The sequence below is a fragment of the Pseudonocardia sp. HH130630-07 genome, from assembly GCF_001698125.1.
In the GTDB taxonomy this organism is placed as follows: Bacteria; Actinomycetota; Actinomycetes; order Mycobacteriales; family Pseudonocardiaceae; genus Pseudonocardia.
Map to the genome: position 1 here is coordinate 2,826,217 of NZ_CP013854.1, position 18,504 is coordinate 2,844,720.

The following is an 18,504-nucleotide window of genomic DNA, read 5'->3' on the forward strand; positions in this document are numbered from 1 at the left end:
AGCACGAGCACGAGCACCCGAGGAGAACTGTTGAGCACGGCGACCGTCCGGACCGGTGTGGACACCCCGAGCAGCGCCGGGGACGGGCTGCTGGAGCTCACCGGGGCCCAGCTCGGGATCTGGAACGCCCAGCGGCTGGAGCCGGACTCGCCGTACTACGTGGTCGGGGACGTCCTGCACGTCCGCGGCGACGACCCGGTCGACGTCGCGGCGCTGGTCGAGGCGGTCCGGGCGACCGCGCAGGAGGCGGAGACGCTGCGCCTGCGCGTCGTGTCCACACCGGACGGTCCACGGCAGTACGTCGACCCGGCCCCGGTACCGGCGCCGGCGGTCGTCGACCTGCGCGGCGAACCGGACCCGCACGCGGCGGCCCGCGAGCTCGTCGACGCGGAGCGGGCGCGGATCGCCGCCGGGTGCCGGGACATGACCGACCGGCCGCTGTTCCACCCGTCGGTCGCCGTGCTGGCCGACACCGAGGTGCACTACCTGCAGCTGGGCCACCACCTGGTGTTCGACGGCTACTCCGCCACCCAGCTGTGCCGCCGGGTCGGCGCCCGGTACACCGCCGCCGTCCGCGGCGAGCAGCCGCCGCCGTGCCCGTTCCGCCCGTTCGCCGACCTGGTCGCCGCCGACCTGGAGTACCGGGCCGGGGAGCAGCCGGGGATCGACCGGGCGTTCTGGCGGGACCTGCTGACGCCGCTGCCCGAGGCACCGCCGGTCACACCGGCGCCGGAGGGCCCGGCCACGGCGACCGTGTCCGCGCACCGCGAGCTGGGCGCGCCGGTCGTCGCCCGGCTCAAGGAGATCGCCGACGGGGCCGGCGTCACCTGGGGCGAGCTGGTCATCGCCGGGTACGCCGCGTTCCTGCACCGCCTGGAGAGCCGCACCGACGTGGTGTTCGCGCTCCCGCTGATGTGCCGGGCCGGGTCGGCGGCACTGCGCACCCCGGCGATGATGGTCAACGTCCTGCCGCTGCGGCTGCGGGTGCGCCCCGGCGACCGGCTCGACGAGCTGGGCCTGCGCACCGCGGCCGCACTCCGCGACATCCGTTCCCACCAGCGGTTCCGTGGTGAGGACCTGCCGCGTGAGCTGCCCGGCGCCGGGGCGCTGCTGCACGGGCGCGGGATCAACCTGAAGGCGTCGTTCGACTTCGGCGTCCGGCTCGGCGACGCGACCGGCGTGCTGGAGAACGTGGCCGGCGGCCCGCCGGAGGACCTCGGCCTGACGGCCACCCCCACCGCGGAGGGTGGCCTGCTGCTGGGCTTCGAGACCGACGCCCGGACGAACGACGAGCCCACCGTGGCCCGCCGCCTGGACATGCTCGCCGACCTGCTCACCGGGCTGGCGGCGCCGGAGCTGCCCGCGGTCGGTGCGGTCCGGCTGCTCCCCGGCGCGGAGCGCGACCGGGTGCTCGCCGCGCTCGACCGGCCCGCGCCGGCCGGTGTCCCGTCCGACCTGCCGGAGCTGCTCGACGATCTCGGCGCCTACCCGGACCGGACGGCGCTGGTGCACGCCGGTGCCTGCTGCACGGCGGGTGAGCTGGTCGGGCGGGTCCGCGAGCTGTCCGCCGCGCTGCGCGGTCGCGGCCTCGGCCCGGGTGACGTGGTGGCCGTGTCGCTGCCCCGGGAGCCCGCGCTGGTCGTGGCCCTGCTCGCGGTGCTCGACGCCGGTGCGGCCTTCCTGGTGCTGGACCCCGCGCACCCGGCGCAGCGCCGCCGCGAGCTCCTCGACGACGCCCGCCCGGCCCTGCTGCTCGGCACCCCGGCGAGCGTCGCGGACCTGCCGGGACCGGCCGGTGCCGGGCCCGGGGTCCCGGTGCTCGACCCGACCGGCCCGCTCCCGGCCGGTCCGGCGGCGTCCGGCCCGCTCGACCCGGACCGGATCGCCTACCTGCTCTACACCTCGGGCTCGACCGGGCGGCCCAAGGGCGTCCTCGTCCGGGCGAGCGGGTTCGCCGCTCTCGTGCACCACCACCGCGGGACGCTGGTCGCCGAGGCGGAGCAGCTCGCGGGCCGGGCGCTGCGGATCGCGCACACCTACTCGTTCGCCTTCGACGCGGCGCTCGACCAGCTGCTCTGGCTGCTGGCCGGGCACGAGCTGCACCTCTACGACACCGACCTGGTCCGCGACGGCGACGCGCTGGCCGCGGCGGTGCGCACCGACCGGATCGACGTCGTCGACACCACGCCGTCGCTGGCCGGGCCGCTGCTCGACGCCGGCCTGCTCGACGCCCCGGACCACCGGCCGGTGCTGCTGATCCTCGGCGGTGAGGCCACCCCCGAGCCGCTGTGGCGGCGGGTCGCGGCCTCCGGGACCGCCGCCTACAACCTGTACGGCCCGACCGAGACGACGGTGGACGCGACCCTGGGGCCGATCACCGGCGAGCACCCGACGATCGGCCTCCCGCTGGCCGGCACCCGCGGCTACCTGCTCGACGCGGCCCTGCAGCCGGTCGCGACCGGGGAGCCCGGCGAGCTGTACGTGGCCGGCCCGCACCTGGCGCTGGGCTACCTCGACCGGCCGGGCACGACCGCGGAGCGGTTCGTCGCGAACCCGTTCGGCCCGGGGCGGATGTACCGCACCGGGGACCGGGCCCGGCTCACCGGTGCGGGCCTGGAGTTCCTGGGCCGCGACGACGGCCAGGTCAAGATCCGCGGCTACCGGGTGGAGCTCGGCGAGGTCGAGGCCGCGCTGGCCGCGGTGCCCGGGGCCGGGGCGGCCGCCGTGACCGTCCGGGCCGAGGGCGGGCGGGACCGGCTCGTCGGCTACGTCACCGGCGACCTCGACCCGGACGCCGTCCGCGACGCGCTGGCCGCCCGGGTACCCGGACACCTGGTGCCGTCCACGGTGCTGGTCCTCGACGCGTTCCCGACCACGGTGAACGGCAAGCTGGACCGGGCGGCCCTGCCGGCCCCGGCGCCGTCGGACGCCGTCCGCGCCCCGGCCACGGACGCCGAGCGGGCACTGCACGACGTCGTGGCCGGGGTGCTGGGGGCCGACCGGATCGACGTCGACGACGACTTCCTCGCGCTCGGCGGCGACTCGATCACCGCGATCTCGGTCGGCAGCCGGTTGCGCGAGACCGGCCTGGAGCTGCGCCCGCGGGACCTGCTGGCCCGGCGCAGCCTGGCCGCGCTCGCCGCCACCGCGCTGCCCGCCGCGGACCGGGAACCGGACGGCCCCGCCGACGACCCGACCGGCCCGGTCCCGGCACCCCCGATCGTCCGGGGGCTGCTCGACCCGAACCCGGACCCCGCGACGGTCGCGGGCCACGCGCAGTGGACGGCGCTGCGGATCGACGTGCCGGTCGACGTCGGCGACCTCACCCGCGCCGTCGGGGCGCTGCTGACCCGGCACGACGCGCTGCGCCTGCGCCGCGAGCCGTCGTCGGGCGGATCCGGCCTCACCGTCCTCGGACCGGAGGCCGTCGACACCGGGCGGGCCGTGCGGGAGACGGTCACCGGGCCGCTCACCGAGGAGCGGGTCGCCGATCTCGCCACGCTGCTGGCCGGCGAGCTGGACCCGGCCGCCGCGGACCTGGTCCGGGTGCTGCTCGCCCGCACCGGCGACGGGAGCCCGGACCGGCTGCTCGTCGTGGTGCACCATCTCGCCGTCGACGGCGTCTCCTGGCGGGTGCTGCTGCCGGACCTGCACCGGGCGTGGGAGGCGGCGTCCCGCGGCCTCGACCCGGCGCCGGGCCGGACCGGTGCGTCCTGGCGGCGGCACGCGACCGTGCTCGCCGAGCAGGGCGGGACCGGGGCGCGGCGCGCCGAGCTGCCGTACTGGCTGGCCGCCGGGGCGGCGTCCGCCCGGCTCGGCGAGCGGGCGCTGGACCCGCGGCGCGACACCGCCGGGACCGGGTGGCGCGAGGTCACCGAGCTGACCCGGGAGCAGACCACCGCGCTCGTCGAGCGACTGCCCGCCGGGTACCGGGCCGGTGTCGACGAGGTGCTGCTGGCCGCGCTGGCGCTGGCGCTGCGCTCGGTGCTCGGTCCCCGGGACGCGGTCACGGTGAGCACCGAGGGACACGGCCGCTCCTCCGCCGATCTCGACCTGGCCGAGACGGTCGGGTGGTTCACCGTCGAGCACCCGGTGCTGCTCCCGCTGGCCGAGGTCGCCGGGCCGGACGCGCTGCGCGACGCGCTGGCCGGGGGCCCGGCCGCCGGTCGGCTGCTGCGGGCGGTCAAGGAGGCCGCCCGCGCCGTCCCGGGGGACGGCGCCGGGCACGGCGTGCTCCGCCACCTGGACCCGGCCGCTCCGCTGGGTGCCGAGGCCCCGCCGGACGTGCTGGTCAATTACCTGGGCCGGTTCGCGGCGGCCCCGGGTGCCGGCTGGCGGATGCCGGCGGGACCGGCGTTCGGCGTGACCGAGCCGCCGGGCAAGGCGCTCGAGCAGCTGCTCGCGCTGAACTGCTTCCTCAACGGCACCGGCGACGGTGAACGCCTGTCGGTCGAGTGGACCGTCGCGGGCGCCGCGCTCGGGCCCGAGCGGGTCGCCGAGGTCCGGCGGGCCTTCGGCGCCGCCGTCGCCGGGCTGGCGGCGCACGCGGGCGGGCTCGGTGCCGGCGACGGCGGGCTCACCCCGTCGGACCTGCCGCTGGTGCGCCTGGACCAGGCCGCGATCGACGAGCTGGCCCGCGAGCGGCCGGTCACCGACGTGCTCCCGGCGACCGCGCTGCAGGCCGGGCTGGCGTTCCACAGCATGGCGCTGGCCGAGGGTGACGCCGACGTCTACGTCGTGCAGGCCGTCGTGACGCTGGCCGGTGCGCTCGACCCGGAGCGGATGCGGGCCGCGGCGGCCGAGCTGCTGCGCCGGCACCCGTCGCTGCGGATCCATCTGGCCGCGCTCGACGACGGCCAGGTCGTCCAGGTCGTCCCGACCGAGTCCGATCTCGACTGGCGGTTCGCCGACCTCACCGGCGCCGACGACCCGGCCGCCGCGTTCGCCGGGACGGCCGCCGTGGAACAGGCCCGCCCGTTCGATCCGGCGCGCCCCCCGCTGATCCGGTTCCTGCTGGCCCGGCTCGGCCCGGACGAGCACCGGCTCGCGATCACCAACCACCACGCCCTGCTCGACGGCTGGTCCATGCCGCTGGTCGGACGGGCGCTGCTGGCGATCCACGACGAACTGAGCGGTGGCCCGGCGGTCCCGGCCCCGCCGCCGGTCGCCGACCACTTCGCTTGGCTGGCCGCGCGGGACCACGACGCCGGCCGCCGGGCCTGGCGCGAGCTGCTCGACGGCGTCGCGGAGGGCACCCGGATCGCGCCCGGCGCCGGGACCGGCGCCGCGGGCACCGTCGCCCGGCCGGAGCGGCACTCCGTCGAGCTCGGCGCCGGGTTCAGCGCCGCGCTGCGCCGCTTCGCCCGCGAGCGCGGGGTCACGCTGACCGCCGTGCTGCACACGGCCTGGGGCATCGTCCTGGGCCGGGTGACCGGCCGGCGCGACGTCGTGTTCGGGCAGCCGGTGTCGGGCCGCCCGGCCGAGGTGCCCGGCGTCGAGAAGATGGTCGGCCAGCTCGGGAACACCGTGCCGGTGCGGGTCCGCTGGACGCCGGAGGAGTCCGCGCTCGCCGTGCTGGAGCGGGTGCACGACCGGGCCGTCGCCCTGTCCGAGCACCACCACGTCGGACTGCCCGAGGTGCAGCGCGACGCCGGGGTCGGCGACCTGTTCGACACGATGCTGGTGATGGAGAACTTCCCGGCGGCCCAGCGCCGCCCGGCCGCCGGGACCGGGCCGGGCCCGGAGCTGACCGGCGTGGAGATCGCCGACGCGACCCACTACCCGCTGACCGTCGTCGTGATCCCGGACGACGCGATCGTGATCGGCCTCGGGTACCAGCCCGCGGTGCTCGGCGCCGGCGCCGTCCGCGCGCTGGGGCACGCCCTGCACACCGTGCTGGGCGAGCTGGTCGCCGATCCGGGGCGCCCGGCGCTGTCCCTCCCGCTGCTCGACCCCGGTGCCCGTGCGGCGGCGCTGCGCGCGGCCGACGGCGGCCCGGGGGCCACGTTCACCCTGGCCGAGCGGTTCGCCGGCTGGGTCGCGTCCCGGCCGGACCATCCGGCGGTGCAGTGCCGGGACCGGGTGCTCAGCTACGCCGAGCTGGACCGCCGGGCCGACGAGCTGGCCCGTGAGCTCGTCCGCCGCGGCGTGCGGCCGGAACAGCCGGTCGCGGTGCTGCTCGACCGGGACGTCGAGATGCCGCTGGCGATCATCGGCATCCTCCGGGCCGGTGCGGTCTACCTGCCGCTGGACCCGTCCTACCCGCAGGCACGGCTCGCGACGATGGTGGCCGACGCCGCCCCGGTCGCCGCGCTCACCGTCGGGGCCACCACCGGCGGCGACGCCGAGCGGCTGCTCGCCGGTCACGGGGTACCCCGGATCCGGCTGGACGAGCCGATCGGCCCGGCCGGCACCGGTACCGACGCCGCCGGGCCGGTGCCGCTGCCGTCCTACGACCCGGACCGGCTCGCCTACATCATCTTCACCTCCGGCACGACCGGCCGCCCGAAGCCGGTCGGGGTGGCGCACGCCGGACTGGCCGACCTGGTGCTGCTGGCCGAGGGCCTGATCGGCGCGACGCCGGACGACCGGGTCCTGCAGTTCGCCTCCACCAGCTTCGACGTCGCGTTCTTCCAGACGACGATCGCGCTCGCCTCCGGCGGCACCTCGGTGGTGGCACCGGCCGAGGTCCGCGAGTCCGGGGACGCGCTGCTCGACCACATTACCGAGCAGCGGGTGACGCTGGCGAACCTGCTGCCGTCGTTCCTGTCCGCGATGCCCGACGACCGGACCCTGGCGCCGGAGATCGCGCTGATGGTGGGGGCGGAGCGATTGGACCCGGCGCTGGCCCGGCGCTGGGGCGCGCGTCGCCGGATGGTGAACTGCTACGGGCCGACCGAGGTCTCGATCAACGCGGTGACCTGGGGCTACGACCCGGCCGACCCGGGGCCGTTGCCGATCGGCGTGCCCGACCCCGGCATCCGGGCCTACGTGCTCGACACCGGTCTGCAGCCGGTCGGGCCGGACCGCACCGGCGAGCTGTACCTGGCCGGGGCGGGGGTCGCCCGCGGCTACCTCGGCCGGCCGGGGGCCACCGCGTCGGCGTTCGTCGCGAACCCGTACGGGGCGCCCGGCGAGCGGATGTACCGCACCGGCGACCTGGTGCACCTGCGCGCCGACGGGCAGATCGCGTTCCTCGGCCGGGTCGACCACCAGGTGAAGATCCGCGGGTTCCGGATCGAGCCGGGCGAGATCGAGACCGTGCCGGCGGGCCGGGACGGGGTCCGCGCCGCCGCGGTGATCGTGCGCGAGGACCGGCTGGTCGGCTACGTCGTCCCGGCCGACGGGGCTCCTGCCGACACCGGTGCGCTCCGCACCGCGCTCGCCGCGGAGCTGCCCGCGCACATGGTGCCCGCGCACCTGGTCCTGCTCGACCGGCTCCCGCTGACCCCGGCCGGGAAGCTGGACCGCGACGCGCTGCCCGCGCCGGACCGGGCGACGACCGGTCCGGCGCGGGAACCGGCGACCGACGCCGAGCGGGCCCTGCTGGAGGTGCTGCGCGCCGCCCTCGGCGACCCGGGACTCGGCCCGGACGACGACTTCCTCGCCGCCGGCGGCGACAGCATCGTCTCGCTGCAGGTGCTCTCCAGGGCCCGGCGCGCGGGGTGGCTGCTCACCGCCCGCGACGTGTTCGACGGCGGCACGGTCGCCGGGATGGCGGCTCGCGCGGTCCCGGCGGACCCCGGCACCGCCCCGGACACCGCCGGCCCCGTATCCGGTGACGCCCCGCTCACCCCGGTGATGCGGGACCTGCTGCGCCGCGGCGGCCCGGGCCGTCCCGGCGACCCCTCGGCCGGGTACTGCCAGTGGGTCGAGACCGTGGTGCCCGCCGGTGCCGACGAACCGCGCTGGCACCGGGTGCTCGACGCGGTGCTCGCCACGCACGACGTGCTCCGCGCGCACCTCGCCGACGGCGACGGCGAGCCGGTGCTGCGGGTCCCGCCGCCCGGTTCGGTCACCGGCGCCGACGTGCTCGTCCGGACCGCGCTCGACCCCGGTGCCGACCCGCGGGCCGTGGCCGACCGCCGGATCGCCGCCGCCCGGGACGGGCTCGACCCGTACCGGGGCCCGCTGCTGCGCGCCGAGTGGCTGGACGCCGGCGCGGACCGGCCGGGCCGGATGGTGCTGCTCGCGCACCATCTCGTCGTCGATCCGGTGTCCTGGCGGGTGCTGCTCGACGACCTCGCCCAGGCGTACCGGGCCGCCGCGGACGGCGCCCGCCCCGCGCTGCCGCCGTCCGCACGGACCTGGGTCGGCTGGGCGGGCACGGCGCGCGCGGCGACCGACGCCCGCCGGGCCGAGCTGGGGCACTGGCGGGCGGTCACCGCGCACCCCGACACCGGCTGGGGCGAGCGCGCGTCCGACCCGGCCCGGGACACCGCGGCCACGGCCCGTCACCACGAGATCCGGCTCGACCCGGCGACCACGGAGGCGGTGCTGACCGCGCTGCCCCAGGCCCACGGCACCGGCCCGGACGCCGTGCTGCTCACCGCGCTGGCCAGGGCCGCGCACCGGTGGCGGGGCCGTGACGGGTCCCCGGAGCTGCTGGTGGACCTGCAGGGTCACGGCCGCCCCACGGCCGCCCCGGACGGTACGGGCGCGGCACTGGACCTCTCGCGCACCGTCGGCTGGTTCACCACAGTCGTCCCGGCGCTGGTCCGGCCGGGCGACCGCGGCCCGGCCGCGGTCGGCGAGCAGATCCGGGCCGGTGGGGACGGCCTCGGCTACGGCCTGCTGCGGGACGCCCCGGACCGGCCGCTCGGCGACGTCGTCCGGCCGCGGGTGACGCTGAACTATCTGGGCCGATTCACCGGCTCCGGCTCCTCCGGCGCCGGTGCCGGCGAGCCGTGGCGGGCACCGGCCGATGCCGGGCCGCTCGGTTCCGGCGAACCGGGTGCCATGCCGTTCCCGCACGAGCTGGCGGTGAACGCGCTCGCCACCGGCGACGGCCCGGGGAACGCGCCCGTCCTCGCCGTCCGGTTCACCTGGCCCGACGCGTTGTTCACCGCGTCCCGGATCGAGGCGCTGGCCGAGGCCGTGCGCGCCGAGCTGGTCGCGCTGGCCGGGACGCCGGGCACGGGCACCGGATGAGCGACGGGGGGACCGGGGCCGCGACCACCGACCGGATCGACGCGCCGCTGGTGCGGGCCGCGTTCGTGCTGGTGCTCGGGACGTTCATGGCCTCGCTGGACGCCACGATCGTCGCGGTCGGGGTGAGCACGCTGTCCGCGGAGTTCGGCGCCGACCCGGTCGAGATCCAGTGGGTGAGCACCGCCTACCTGCTCGCGGTGGTCACGGCCGTCCCCACCTCGGGGTGGCTGGTCGACCGGTTCGGCGGGCGCCGCACCTGGATCGCGGCGGTGCTCTGCTTCGTCGCGGCGTCCGCGCTGTGCGCGCTGGCCTGGTCGCTGCCGTCGCTGATCGTCTTCCGGATCGTGCAGGGGCTGGCCGGCGGGCTGCTGCCACCGACCGGGCAGGCGGTGCTGGCCCGGCTCGCCGGGCCGCGGCGGATCGGCCGGTTGATCGCGATCGTCGGTGTCGTCCCGCTGCTGTCGCCGGTCCTCGGACCGCTCGCCGGGGGCGCGATCCTCGGCGTCGCGAGCTGGCCGTGGTTGTTCTACGTCAACCTGCCGGTCGGGCTCGCCGCCGCCGTGCTGGCCGTGCTGTGCGTTCCGCGGGACGCGGCGGCGTCCCGCGGGACGGCGTTCGACGTCCGCGGGGCGCTGCTGCTCTCGCCCGGCCTCGCGGTGTTCGTGCTCGGCCTCACCGAGGTGGAGCGCACCGGCGGCGCGCTGCCCGGCGTCCCGGTCTGCCTGGCCGGACTGGTGATGCTCGGCCTGTTCCTGTGGCACGGCCTGCGGTTCCGCGGGACGCCGCTGATCGACCCGCGGCTGTTCGTGCGCAGCCCGTTCGGCCCGGCGGCGCTCGCGCTGGTGATCCTGGGCCTGTCGGTGTACGGCGCGACCTTCCTGCTCCCGCTCTACCTGCAGTCCGGCCGCGGGCTCGACGCCTGGGCGACCGGCCTGCTGCTCGCTCCGCAGGGGATCGGAGCGCTCGCCGGCTCGTTGCTGGTCAACCGGCTGGTGGACCGGATCGCGCCGCGGAACCTGGTGCTCGCCGGGATCGCACTCGTCGCGCTGGGGACGGTGGTGTTCACCCAGCTCGACCGGGACCCGGCGGACGCGCTCGTCGCCGTCTCGCTGCTGGTCCGCGGCGCCGGTGCCGCGCTGATCGGTGCCCCGGTGATGGCCCTGGTCTACCGGACGATGGCGAAGGAGATGATCCCGCGCGCGGCGAGCGCGCTGAACCTGCTGAACACCCTGGGCGGCTCGGTCGGTACCGCACTGGTCGCGGTGATCCTGCAGTCCCGGCTGGGCGCACTCGGCGACGGTGCGGCCGCGGCCGCGTTCGGCCAGACGTTCTGGTGGGTCCTGGGCTTCTGCCTGCTCGCCCTGGCCGGCGCGACCCGGCTCCCCGGCGTGCGCCCGCCCCGGTAGCGGTCACGCGGCCACGGCGAGCAGCGCCTGGTGGGTCGCCGCCACGTCGCCGACCACCGGGGTCACGACGGCGGTGCCGGGACGGGCGTCGACCAGCTCCCGCAGCCGGCGGTGCCACTCCGGCAGGACGGCGGGGTCGAGGGTGCGGTGTGCGTCGCGCTGGGCCGGGGTCATTGGACCGGCGGCCCGGGCGCGGAGCCGGGCCACGGTCGTCCCGAGCGGCTCGTGCAGCACGACCGGGACGAACCGGGCCCCGCAGTCCCCGGCGAGACCGGCGAGGGAGTCGAGGAACTCCGCCCGTGCCAGGAACTGCGGGACGACGACGTCCACACCGTCGGTCAGCGCCACCCTGGCGGCGGCGAGCACCATTCGCCGGGTCAGCAGCCCCGCCCGCTGCGGCGCGTCGTACCAGCCGCCGACGAGCCCGCGCAGGACGTCGGGATCGAGGTTCACCGCGGGCGGGAAGCGCTGCACATGGTGCTCGGCGAGCGTGGACTTGCCGGTCCCCGGCAGGCCGTTGAGCTGGATCAGCGTCGGCACACCGGTCAGTGCAGCACGTCCCGCGCCCCGTCAGTCCCAGTCCAGCGAACCGCCCGTGCGGTACTCGGTCACCCGCGTCTCGAAGAAGTTCTTCTCCTTGCGCAGGTCCATGGCCTCGCTCATCCACGGGAACGGGTTCTCCGGCTCGCCGAACAGCGGGGCCAGCCCGATCTGCTCGGCCCGGCGGTCGGTGATGAACCGCAGGTACTGCTCGCACGACTCGGCGGTCAGGCCCAGCATGCCGCGCGGCATGGTGTCCCGGGCGTAGGCGACCTCCAGCTCGCACGCCTCGTGCAGCATCTGCCGGATCTCGGCGACGAACTCCGCGGTCCACAGGTGCGGGTTCTCGATCTTGATCTGGTTGATGCAGTCGATGCCGAAGTTCAGGTGGATCGACTCGTCGCGCAGGATGTACTGGTACTGCTCGGCGACGCCGACCATCTTGTTCCGCCGGCCCAGCGCCAGGATCTGGGCGAACCCGGTGTAGAACCACATCCCCTCGAACACCACGTAGAACGCGACCAGGTCGCGCAGGAACGCCTGGTCGGCCTCCGTGGTGCCGGTGACGAAGTCCGGGTCGGACAGCGCCCGGGTGTAGCGCAGTGCCCAGGTGTCCTTGTCGGTGATCGACGGGACCTGGCGGTAGGCGTTGAACAGCTCGCCCTCGTCCAGGCCGAGCGACTCGCAGACGTACTGGAAGGTGTGCGTGTGCACGGCCTCCTCGAACGACTGCCGCAGCAGGTACTGCCGGCACTCCGGGTTCGTCAGGTGCCGGTACACGGCGAGCACGATGTTGTTCGCGACCAGCGACTCCGCCGTGGCGAAGAAGCCGAGGTTGCGGACCAGCATCAGCCGCTCGTCGTCGGTCAGGCCGCCCGGGGTGCGCCACAGCGCGATGTCGGCCTGCATGGCGACCTCGGTCGGCATCCAGTGGTTGGCGCAGCCGGCGAGGTACTTCTCCCAGGCCCAGGTGTACTTCAGCGGGAGGAGCTGGTTGACGTCGGCGCGCGCGTTGATCATGCGCTTGTCGTCGGCGTCGATCGGAGCGGCACCGCGCTCGATCTCGCCGAGGCCGGTGGTGTCGGTGCTCTCGGTGGTCTCGGTGGTCGTCACTGGCAGGCCTCGCAGTCGGGGTCGTCGATCGAGCAGGCGTTCGCCGGGTTCAGGTCGAGCTCCGTGCCGTCGACGGCGGTGGAGCCGGTTCCGCGGCCGGGATCCGCGTTCTCCGGGGTGGTGGCGGGGACCGTCGCGCCCGCCGGGACGACCGCGGCCGGGGACCCCGCTGCGGGACCGGTGACGGACGGTGCGACCGCCGCCGATCCGGCGGTGGCCGCGGCCGAGGGGCCGGGGGAGCCGCTGGGCACCCCGGTGAGCTGGCCGTCGGTGCCCTTGAGGGTGGACTTCTCCACCGACGTCGCCGCGCGGGTCCGCAGGTAGTAGGTGGTCTTCAGGCCGCTGCGCCAGGCCAGCCGGTACAGCTCGTCGAGCTTGCGGCCGCTCGGGCCCGCCAGGTAGAGGTTCAGCGACTGGGCCTGGTCGAGCCACTTCTGCCGGCGCGAGGCCGCCGCGACGAGCCAGCGCGGCTCGATCTCGAACGCGGTCGCGTACAGCTCCTTCAGGTCGTCGGGGACCCGGTCGATCTCGGCGAGCGAGCCGTCGAAGTACTTCAGGTCCGACACCATCACCTCGTCCCACAGCCCGCGTTCCTTGAGGTCACGGACCAGGTGCGGGTTGACGACGGTGAAGTCGCCGGACATGTTCGACTTCACGTAGAGGTTCAGGTGGATCGGCTCGATCGACTGGGCGACCCCGCAGATGTTGGAGATCGTCGCCGTCGGTGCGATGGCCAGCACGTTGGAGTTGCGCATGCCCTGGCGCCGCACCGTCTCGCGCAGCGCGTCCCAGTCCAGCGTGGTGGACCGGTCGATCTCCAGCTCACCGGCCTCGCGGGCCTGCGCGAGCAGGGCCAGCGAGTCGATCGGCAGGATGCCGCGGCTCCACAGCGAGCCGTCGTAGCTGGCGTAGCGGCCGCGCTCGGCGGCCAGGTCCGACGACGCCGCGATCGCGTGGTAGCTCAGCAGCTCGGCGCTGCGGTCGGCGAACTCGACGGCCGCCTCGCTCGCCGGGGCGATGCGCTGGACGAACAGCGCGTCGGAGAAGCCCATCATGCCCAGCCCGACCGGGCGGTGGCGCAGGTTGGACCGCCGGGCCTCGGGGATCGTGTAGAAGTTGATGTCCACGACGTTGTCCAGCATCCGGACCGCCGTGCTCACCGTGCGGCGCAGCTTCGCGGCGTCGAGGCCGTCCGGGGTGACGTGCGCGGCGAGGTTGACCGAGCCGAGGTTGCAGACCGCGACCTCGCCCCGGCCGTCGCCGCCGGCCCGGGTGTTCAGGGTGATCTCGGTGCACAGGTTCGACGAGTGCACGACGCCCGCGTGCTGCTGCGGGCTGCGCAGGTTGCACGGGTCCTTGAAGGTGATCCACGGGTGCCCGGTCTCGAACAGCATCGTCAGCATCCGGCGCCACAGGTCGACCGCCCGGACCGTGCGGTGCACCCGCAGCTCGCCGCGCCCGGCGGCCGCCTCGTAGGCCCGGTACCGCTGGGCGAACTCGTTGCCGTAGAGGTCGTGCAGGTCGGGGACCTCGTCCGGGGAGAACAGCGTCCAGTCGGCGTCGGCCTGCACCCGGCGCAGGAACTCGTCGGGCACCCAGTTCGCCGTGTTCATGTCGTGGGTGCGCCGGCGGTCGTCACCGGTGTTCTTGCGCAGGTCGAGGAACTCCTCGATGTCGACGTGCCAGGTCTCCAGGTAGGCGCACGCCGCGCCCTTGCGCTTGCCGCCCTGGTTCACCGCGACCGCGGTGTCCCCGGCGATCTTGAGGAACGGCACGACGCCCTGGGAGACCCCGTTGGTGCCGCGGATGTGCGCGCCGAGACCGCGGACCGGCGTCCAGTCGTTGCCGAGCCCACCGGAGTACTTCGCCAGCAGCGCGTTGTTGCGGTACCCGCCGAAGATCGAGTCGAGGTCGTCGTCGACGGTGGTGAGGAAGCACGACGACAGCTGCGGCCGGGTGGTGCCGGAGTTGAACAGCGTCGGCGTCGAGGCCATGAAGTCGAAGCTCGACAGCAGCTCGTAGAACTCGATCGCCCGGGCCTCGCGGTCCACCTCGCGGACCGCCAGCCCCATCGCGACCCGCAGGAAGAACGCCTGCGGCAGCTCGAACCGGGTGCCGCGCTCGTGCAGGAAGTACCGGTCGTAGAGCGTCTGCAGCCCGAGGAAGCCGATCTGCAGGTCGCGCTCCGGGCGCAGCGCCGCGGTGACCCGGTCCAGGTCGAAGGTCGCCAGCTCGGGATCGACCAGCCCGATCGCGATCGCGTGCGTCAGGTAGTCCCTGGTGTAGGCGGCGTAGCCGTCGGCCATGCCGGCCGCGTCGGGGGTCCGCCGGGTGCCGGACAGGTGCGAGACGGCCTCGGTGCGCAGCCGGTCCATCAGCAGCCGGGACGCGACGAGCGAGTAGTCCGGCTCCCGCTCGACGAGCGTGCGCGCGGCCATGACCAGCGCCTGGGACAGCTCGTCGGCGGTGATGCCGTCGTAGACGGTGCGGTCCAGCTCGGCGAGCACCGGCCCGGCCGCGACGTCACCGTCGATCCCCTGCAGGGCCTCGGCCAGCACGGTCTCGACCCGGAGCCGGTCCAGCGGGGCCCGGGTGCCGTCCGGCTGGGTGACGTGCACGACCGGGCCGTCGCCGGCAGCGGCTTCCCCACCGCTGCCGGACCGGGCCCTGGCCTGCTGCTCGCGGTAGAGCACATAGGACCGGGCGACCTTGTGGTGCCCGCCGCGCATCAGCGCCAGCTCGACCTGGTCCTGGATCTGCTCGACGTGCACGGCCGGCACCGGGTGCCGCGCCAGCGCCGCGACGACCTGGGAGGTCAGCTCGCCGACCAGGTGGTGCAGTCGCGACGACGTCGCCCCGGAGTCACCCTCGACGGCGAGGAACGCCTTGGTCGCGGCCACCGAGATCTTCGAGGCGTCGAACGCGGTCTCGCCGCCGTCGCGCCGGATCACCCGCAGGGCGGCCGGATCGGCGGTGCCGGCGGAGCCGCCGGGGGAGACGGGGGGAGCGGTGGATGCGGTCACGGGTCTCCTCGCGGGTCGCGGTCGTCGAGGGCCGCCGGGAACGGCGGAGACGGCCGCACCGGGACACACGTCCGTGAGGTGCGCACCCTCAGCGCCCTCCCACGAGGCCCTGGAGCTGCGTGCACCGTCGGCGCACGCGCCGGTGGCAGGTCTTCGGACTCGCGGGCCCGGACACTCGCGTGCCCACCTACTGGCCGTCGCTTCCCGGGATCGCTCCCAGTGCTCATGACGGCGGTCGTTCCCACTCACCGCTGCGGGGCAGTCCCGGTTTCCCACCGGGTTCCCTCTTGCCTCACCGGCCCGTGCGGGCCGGTGAACCACCAACGACGCGGACACTACATCTTGGGCCAGGGTACGTGCTCGCCCCCTAGGTGTGCCGAATGTGGGGGTGTTCGTCACACGCGGTGAGACCTGCTGGTGGGGGCATCGGGTGCCGTCCCCCTCCTCACTCGAACGAGGGCGCGGTGCGGTTCAACCCTGTGAACTCCGGAGGCGATAGCTCTGGTTCCGGCTGTGCACAGGGCGGGTCGGCTCGATGCGTCCGCGGTCGATGAGCGTCCGCAGGCGGCGGGCGACGGTGCGCTGCGGTAGCCCGAGCTGTCCGGTCAGCGCGCGGGTGGTGGTGTTCCCGGCCTGGATCGCCTGCACGATCGCATCCAGTTCCGCCTCGATTCCACCGCTGCTGTCGTGCGCCGGGACGACCTGTGGCTGCAGCGCCAACTGTTCCGTGCCCTCGTCGACGAGGTGGTAGCTCGCATAGCGACGACCACCGTGTCTCGTGGCGAGGCCGCGGTGGACGAGATCGGTGAGCGCACGCCCGGCGGCCGGCCTGTCGATCCCCCAGGCTCGGAGCATCGAGTTGGTCACGCGCCCGGCGGTGCGCATCATCGCCAGGGCGAGACGCTGGGTGTCGTCCAGTCCGGTCTGGCCGAGCGAACCGATCCACGTGATCGTCTCCGGGGCCAGCAGGGCGTGCCGGGGCACCGTGACCGTCACCCGTCCCGGGTGTACATCGAAGTCCGGCGGGCTCATCCCGGTGCGGCGCAGCTCGGCCAGGACGCTGAGCAGGCCGGAGCCACGGTTCTCGCACAGGGTCTCGCCGCGTGAGCCGGGGATCTCGACGTCGGCGAGCAATGCGGCGAGCGTCCGATTCCTCGACGTCGACGGATGCTCCTCGGAACCGAGATCGGCGACGGTGATCGGACCGTAGAGCCCGCCTGGGCCGGTCACGACGAGACGGTCGGGATACAGCTCGACCTGGATCTGGCTGCCCTGCGCAGCAGGGCTGTAGTCACGGTGCATGAGCGCGTTGACGACCAGCTCCCGGACGACGGCGATCGGATAGTCGTAGCGGTCCTCACGGCCGAAGCCGGTGACGATCGCGCCGGTACGCATGTTGCGGATCATGGCCGACACGAGGTCGGTGACGATCGTCGGGAACGGGCCGGTGATCGTCGCGTTGTCGAGGAAGCGCCGACCATCCGGTGCCACCTCTCCCATCCGTCGTCCGGGAAGCACGACGAACGAGACGAACAGCTGGGGGAAGAACTGCTGCGGGTACTCGCCCAGGCACAGCAGGCCGGCGATCGTCGGCCGGAGCTCACCGTGCGCGTCGGGGGCCAGGACACCGAGCCGGACCAGGAGACGTTCCCGGTCGACGGTCCGGAACGCCGGTGATCGTCGCTGTATCCGTGCCAGCAGTGCCCTGACGAGCTCGTCGTCGAGGTCCGTGCTCGTCGCGCCCTCGACCGTGTCCCGGTCGTGGACGGGTTGACCGCGGTTGGACAGCAGCTGGGTGACCTCGTAGTGCGAGAGCCGACGGTCGCCGTCACCGCCACGGATGAACGACCCGCCGTATTCGCCGCGGGCGGTGACGAAACACGGCTTCTCGACGGGGTCCAGTTCGGGTACGTCCAACCGGACGACGAGCGCGCCCTCGACCTCCTCGACCTCGATCGGGGCACGGCACGGTGGCTCGATCCGGTCGGCACACGCCGCGGCGAGCGCGTCCCGGATCGCGGACACGTCGAGGTCCGCCGTAGGGGCGAATCCCGCCCGCTCGTCGATCCCCAGCAGGAGTGTTCCTCCGACGCCGTTCGCGAAGGCGCTGATCGTCTCGGTCACGGAGGACGGCAGCCCGCCACTCGCGGCCTTGACCTCGACATCGGACGGTTCCACGCCGAGTTTCCGCAACCGCTCCAGGAGTGCCGGTGTGTCCATGAGCCGCCTTCGGACCTCGTCCCCGTCGAACTGTGCCACAGTACTTCGCCAGTGGCAGAGTAGTGGCACAGTTATTCGCCGGTCCGCGATCCCCTCAGCCGAGCGGGAAGTGGCAGGCCGCGCCCCGCGGACCGGCCCCGACGGCGTCGACCGGCACCGGGACGTCGTCGGCGCAGCGCTCCCTGGCGTGCACGCACCGCGGGTGGAACGGGCACCCCGACGGCGGCTGCAGCGGGCTCGGCGGCTCCCCCGGCAACCGGGTCCCGCGGGCCGAGCCCGAGCCCGGCACCGCGGCGAGCAGGGCGGCGGTGTACGGGTGCGCCGGGGTGTCGTGGACGGCGTCGCGCGGGCCGGTCTCCACCAGCCGTCCCAGGTACATCACCGCGATCCGGTCACTGACGTGGGAGACCACGCCGAGGTCGTGCGAGACGAACACGCAGGCCACCCCCAGGTCCCGCTGCAGCTCACCGAGCAGGTTGATCACCTGGGCCTGGACCGACACGTCGAGCGCGGACACCGGCTCGTCGCACACCAGCACCGACGCGCCGGTCGCCAGCGCACGGGCCAGCACCACCCGCTGGCGCTGGCCGCCGGACAGCTCGTGCGGGCGGCGCCCGGTCAGCGTGGTGGCCAGCCCGACCCGGTCGAACAGCTCGCGGACCCGGGCCGGGCGTTGGGCCCGCGGCGGCGGTTCCGGGCGCAGGTCCAGCGCCTCGCGGACCGCGTCCTCCGCGGTGCGGCGCGGGTCGAGGGCGTCGAACGGGTCCTGCGCGACGAGCTGGACCTCGCGCCGCACGGCCCGCAGCGCCCGCCCGCGCAGGCCGTCGAGCCGCCTGCCGTGCACCGCCACCGTGCCCGAGGACGGCCGGAGCAGCCCGGCCAGCATCGTCGCCAGCGTCGACTTGCCCGATCCGGACTCCCCGACGATGCCCAGGGTCTCCCCGGCCGCGAGATCGAGGTCGACGCCGTCGACGGCCAGCAGCGGCGTCCGGCGCAGCCCGCCGGTGTCCACGTCGAACCGGCGGACGAGGCCACGTGCCTGCAGGACCACG

Annotated in this window: 7 protein-coding genes and 1 riboswitch; of the genes, 2 read left to right on the forward strand and 5 right to left on the reverse strand. The window is 75.2% G+C overall.

All coding sequences use genetic code 11. The features are described 5' to 3' along the window. Window positions 1–30 precede the first annotated feature (30 nt). Window positions 31–9,150, forward strand: coding sequence for a non-ribosomal peptide synthetase (locus tag AFB00_RS13765; RefSeq protein WP_068797561.1), 9,120 nt, complete (start codon window positions 31–33; stop codon window positions 9,148–9,150). Then, entirely contained in the window at window positions 9,147–10,556 is a 1,410-nt protein-coding gene (locus tag AFB00_RS13770) for a DHA2 family efflux MFS transporter permease subunit (RefSeq protein WP_068797562.1), read from the forward strand. The genes AFB00_RS13765 and AFB00_RS13770 overlap by 4 nt, the downstream gene beginning before the upstream one ends. A 3-nt stretch (window positions 10,557–10,559) precedes the next feature. Here AFB00_RS13770 and AFB00_RS13775 read toward each other — a convergent pair whose 3' ends face one another. The 5 genes from AFB00_RS13775 to AFB00_RS13795 all read right to left on the reverse strand — a co-directional run bounded on the left by AFB00_RS13775 (window position 10,560) and on the right by AFB00_RS13795 (window position 18,503). After that, a complete protein-coding gene (locus AFB00_RS13775) occupies window positions 10,560–11,096 on the reverse strand; it encodes an ATP-binding protein (protein ID WP_068797563.1) in 537 nt (178 codons plus the stop codon). 30 nt (window positions 11,097–11,126) lie between these two features. Next, window positions 11,127–12,209: a ribonucleotide-diphosphate reductase subunit beta gene (locus AFB00_RS13780; protein ID WP_083275512.1), complete on the reverse strand. Its 1,083-nt coding sequence runs from the start codon at window positions 12,207–12,209 to the stop codon at window positions 11,127–11,129. Then, entirely contained in the window at window positions 12,206–15,232 is a 3,027-nt protein-coding gene (locus tag AFB00_RS13785) for a ribonucleoside-diphosphate reductase subunit alpha (RefSeq protein WP_068797564.1), read from the reverse strand. Before AFB00_RS13785 ends, AFB00_RS13780 begins: the two co-directional genes overlap by 4 nt. Window positions 15,233–15,359: 127 nt before the next feature. Beyond that, window positions 15,360–15,572, reverse strand: a riboswitch (cobalamin riboswitch). Between the two features lie 131 nt (window positions 15,573–15,703). Next, window positions 15,704–17,521 carry an ATP-binding protein gene (locus AFB00_RS13790; protein ID WP_197519848.1) on the reverse strand — a complete coding sequence of 606 codons (1,818 nt, stop codon included), beginning with the start codon at window positions 17,519–17,521 and terminating at the stop codon, window positions 15,704–15,706. A gap of 25 nt (window positions 17,522–17,546) precedes the next feature. Continuing rightward, complete coding sequence (locus AFB00_RS13795; RefSeq protein ID WP_231974373.1) at window positions 17,547–18,503, reverse strand: oligopeptide/dipeptide ABC transporter ATP-binding protein; 957 nt, start codon at window positions 18,501–18,503, stop codon at window positions 17,547–17,549. Window position 18,504: the final 1 nt, after the last annotated feature.

Coding starts and splice junctions, on each gene's coding strand:
- AFB00_RS13770 (WP_068797562.1), top strand. CDS start 9,147: ATGAGCGACGGGGGGACCGGGGCCGCGACCACCGACCGGATCGACGCG.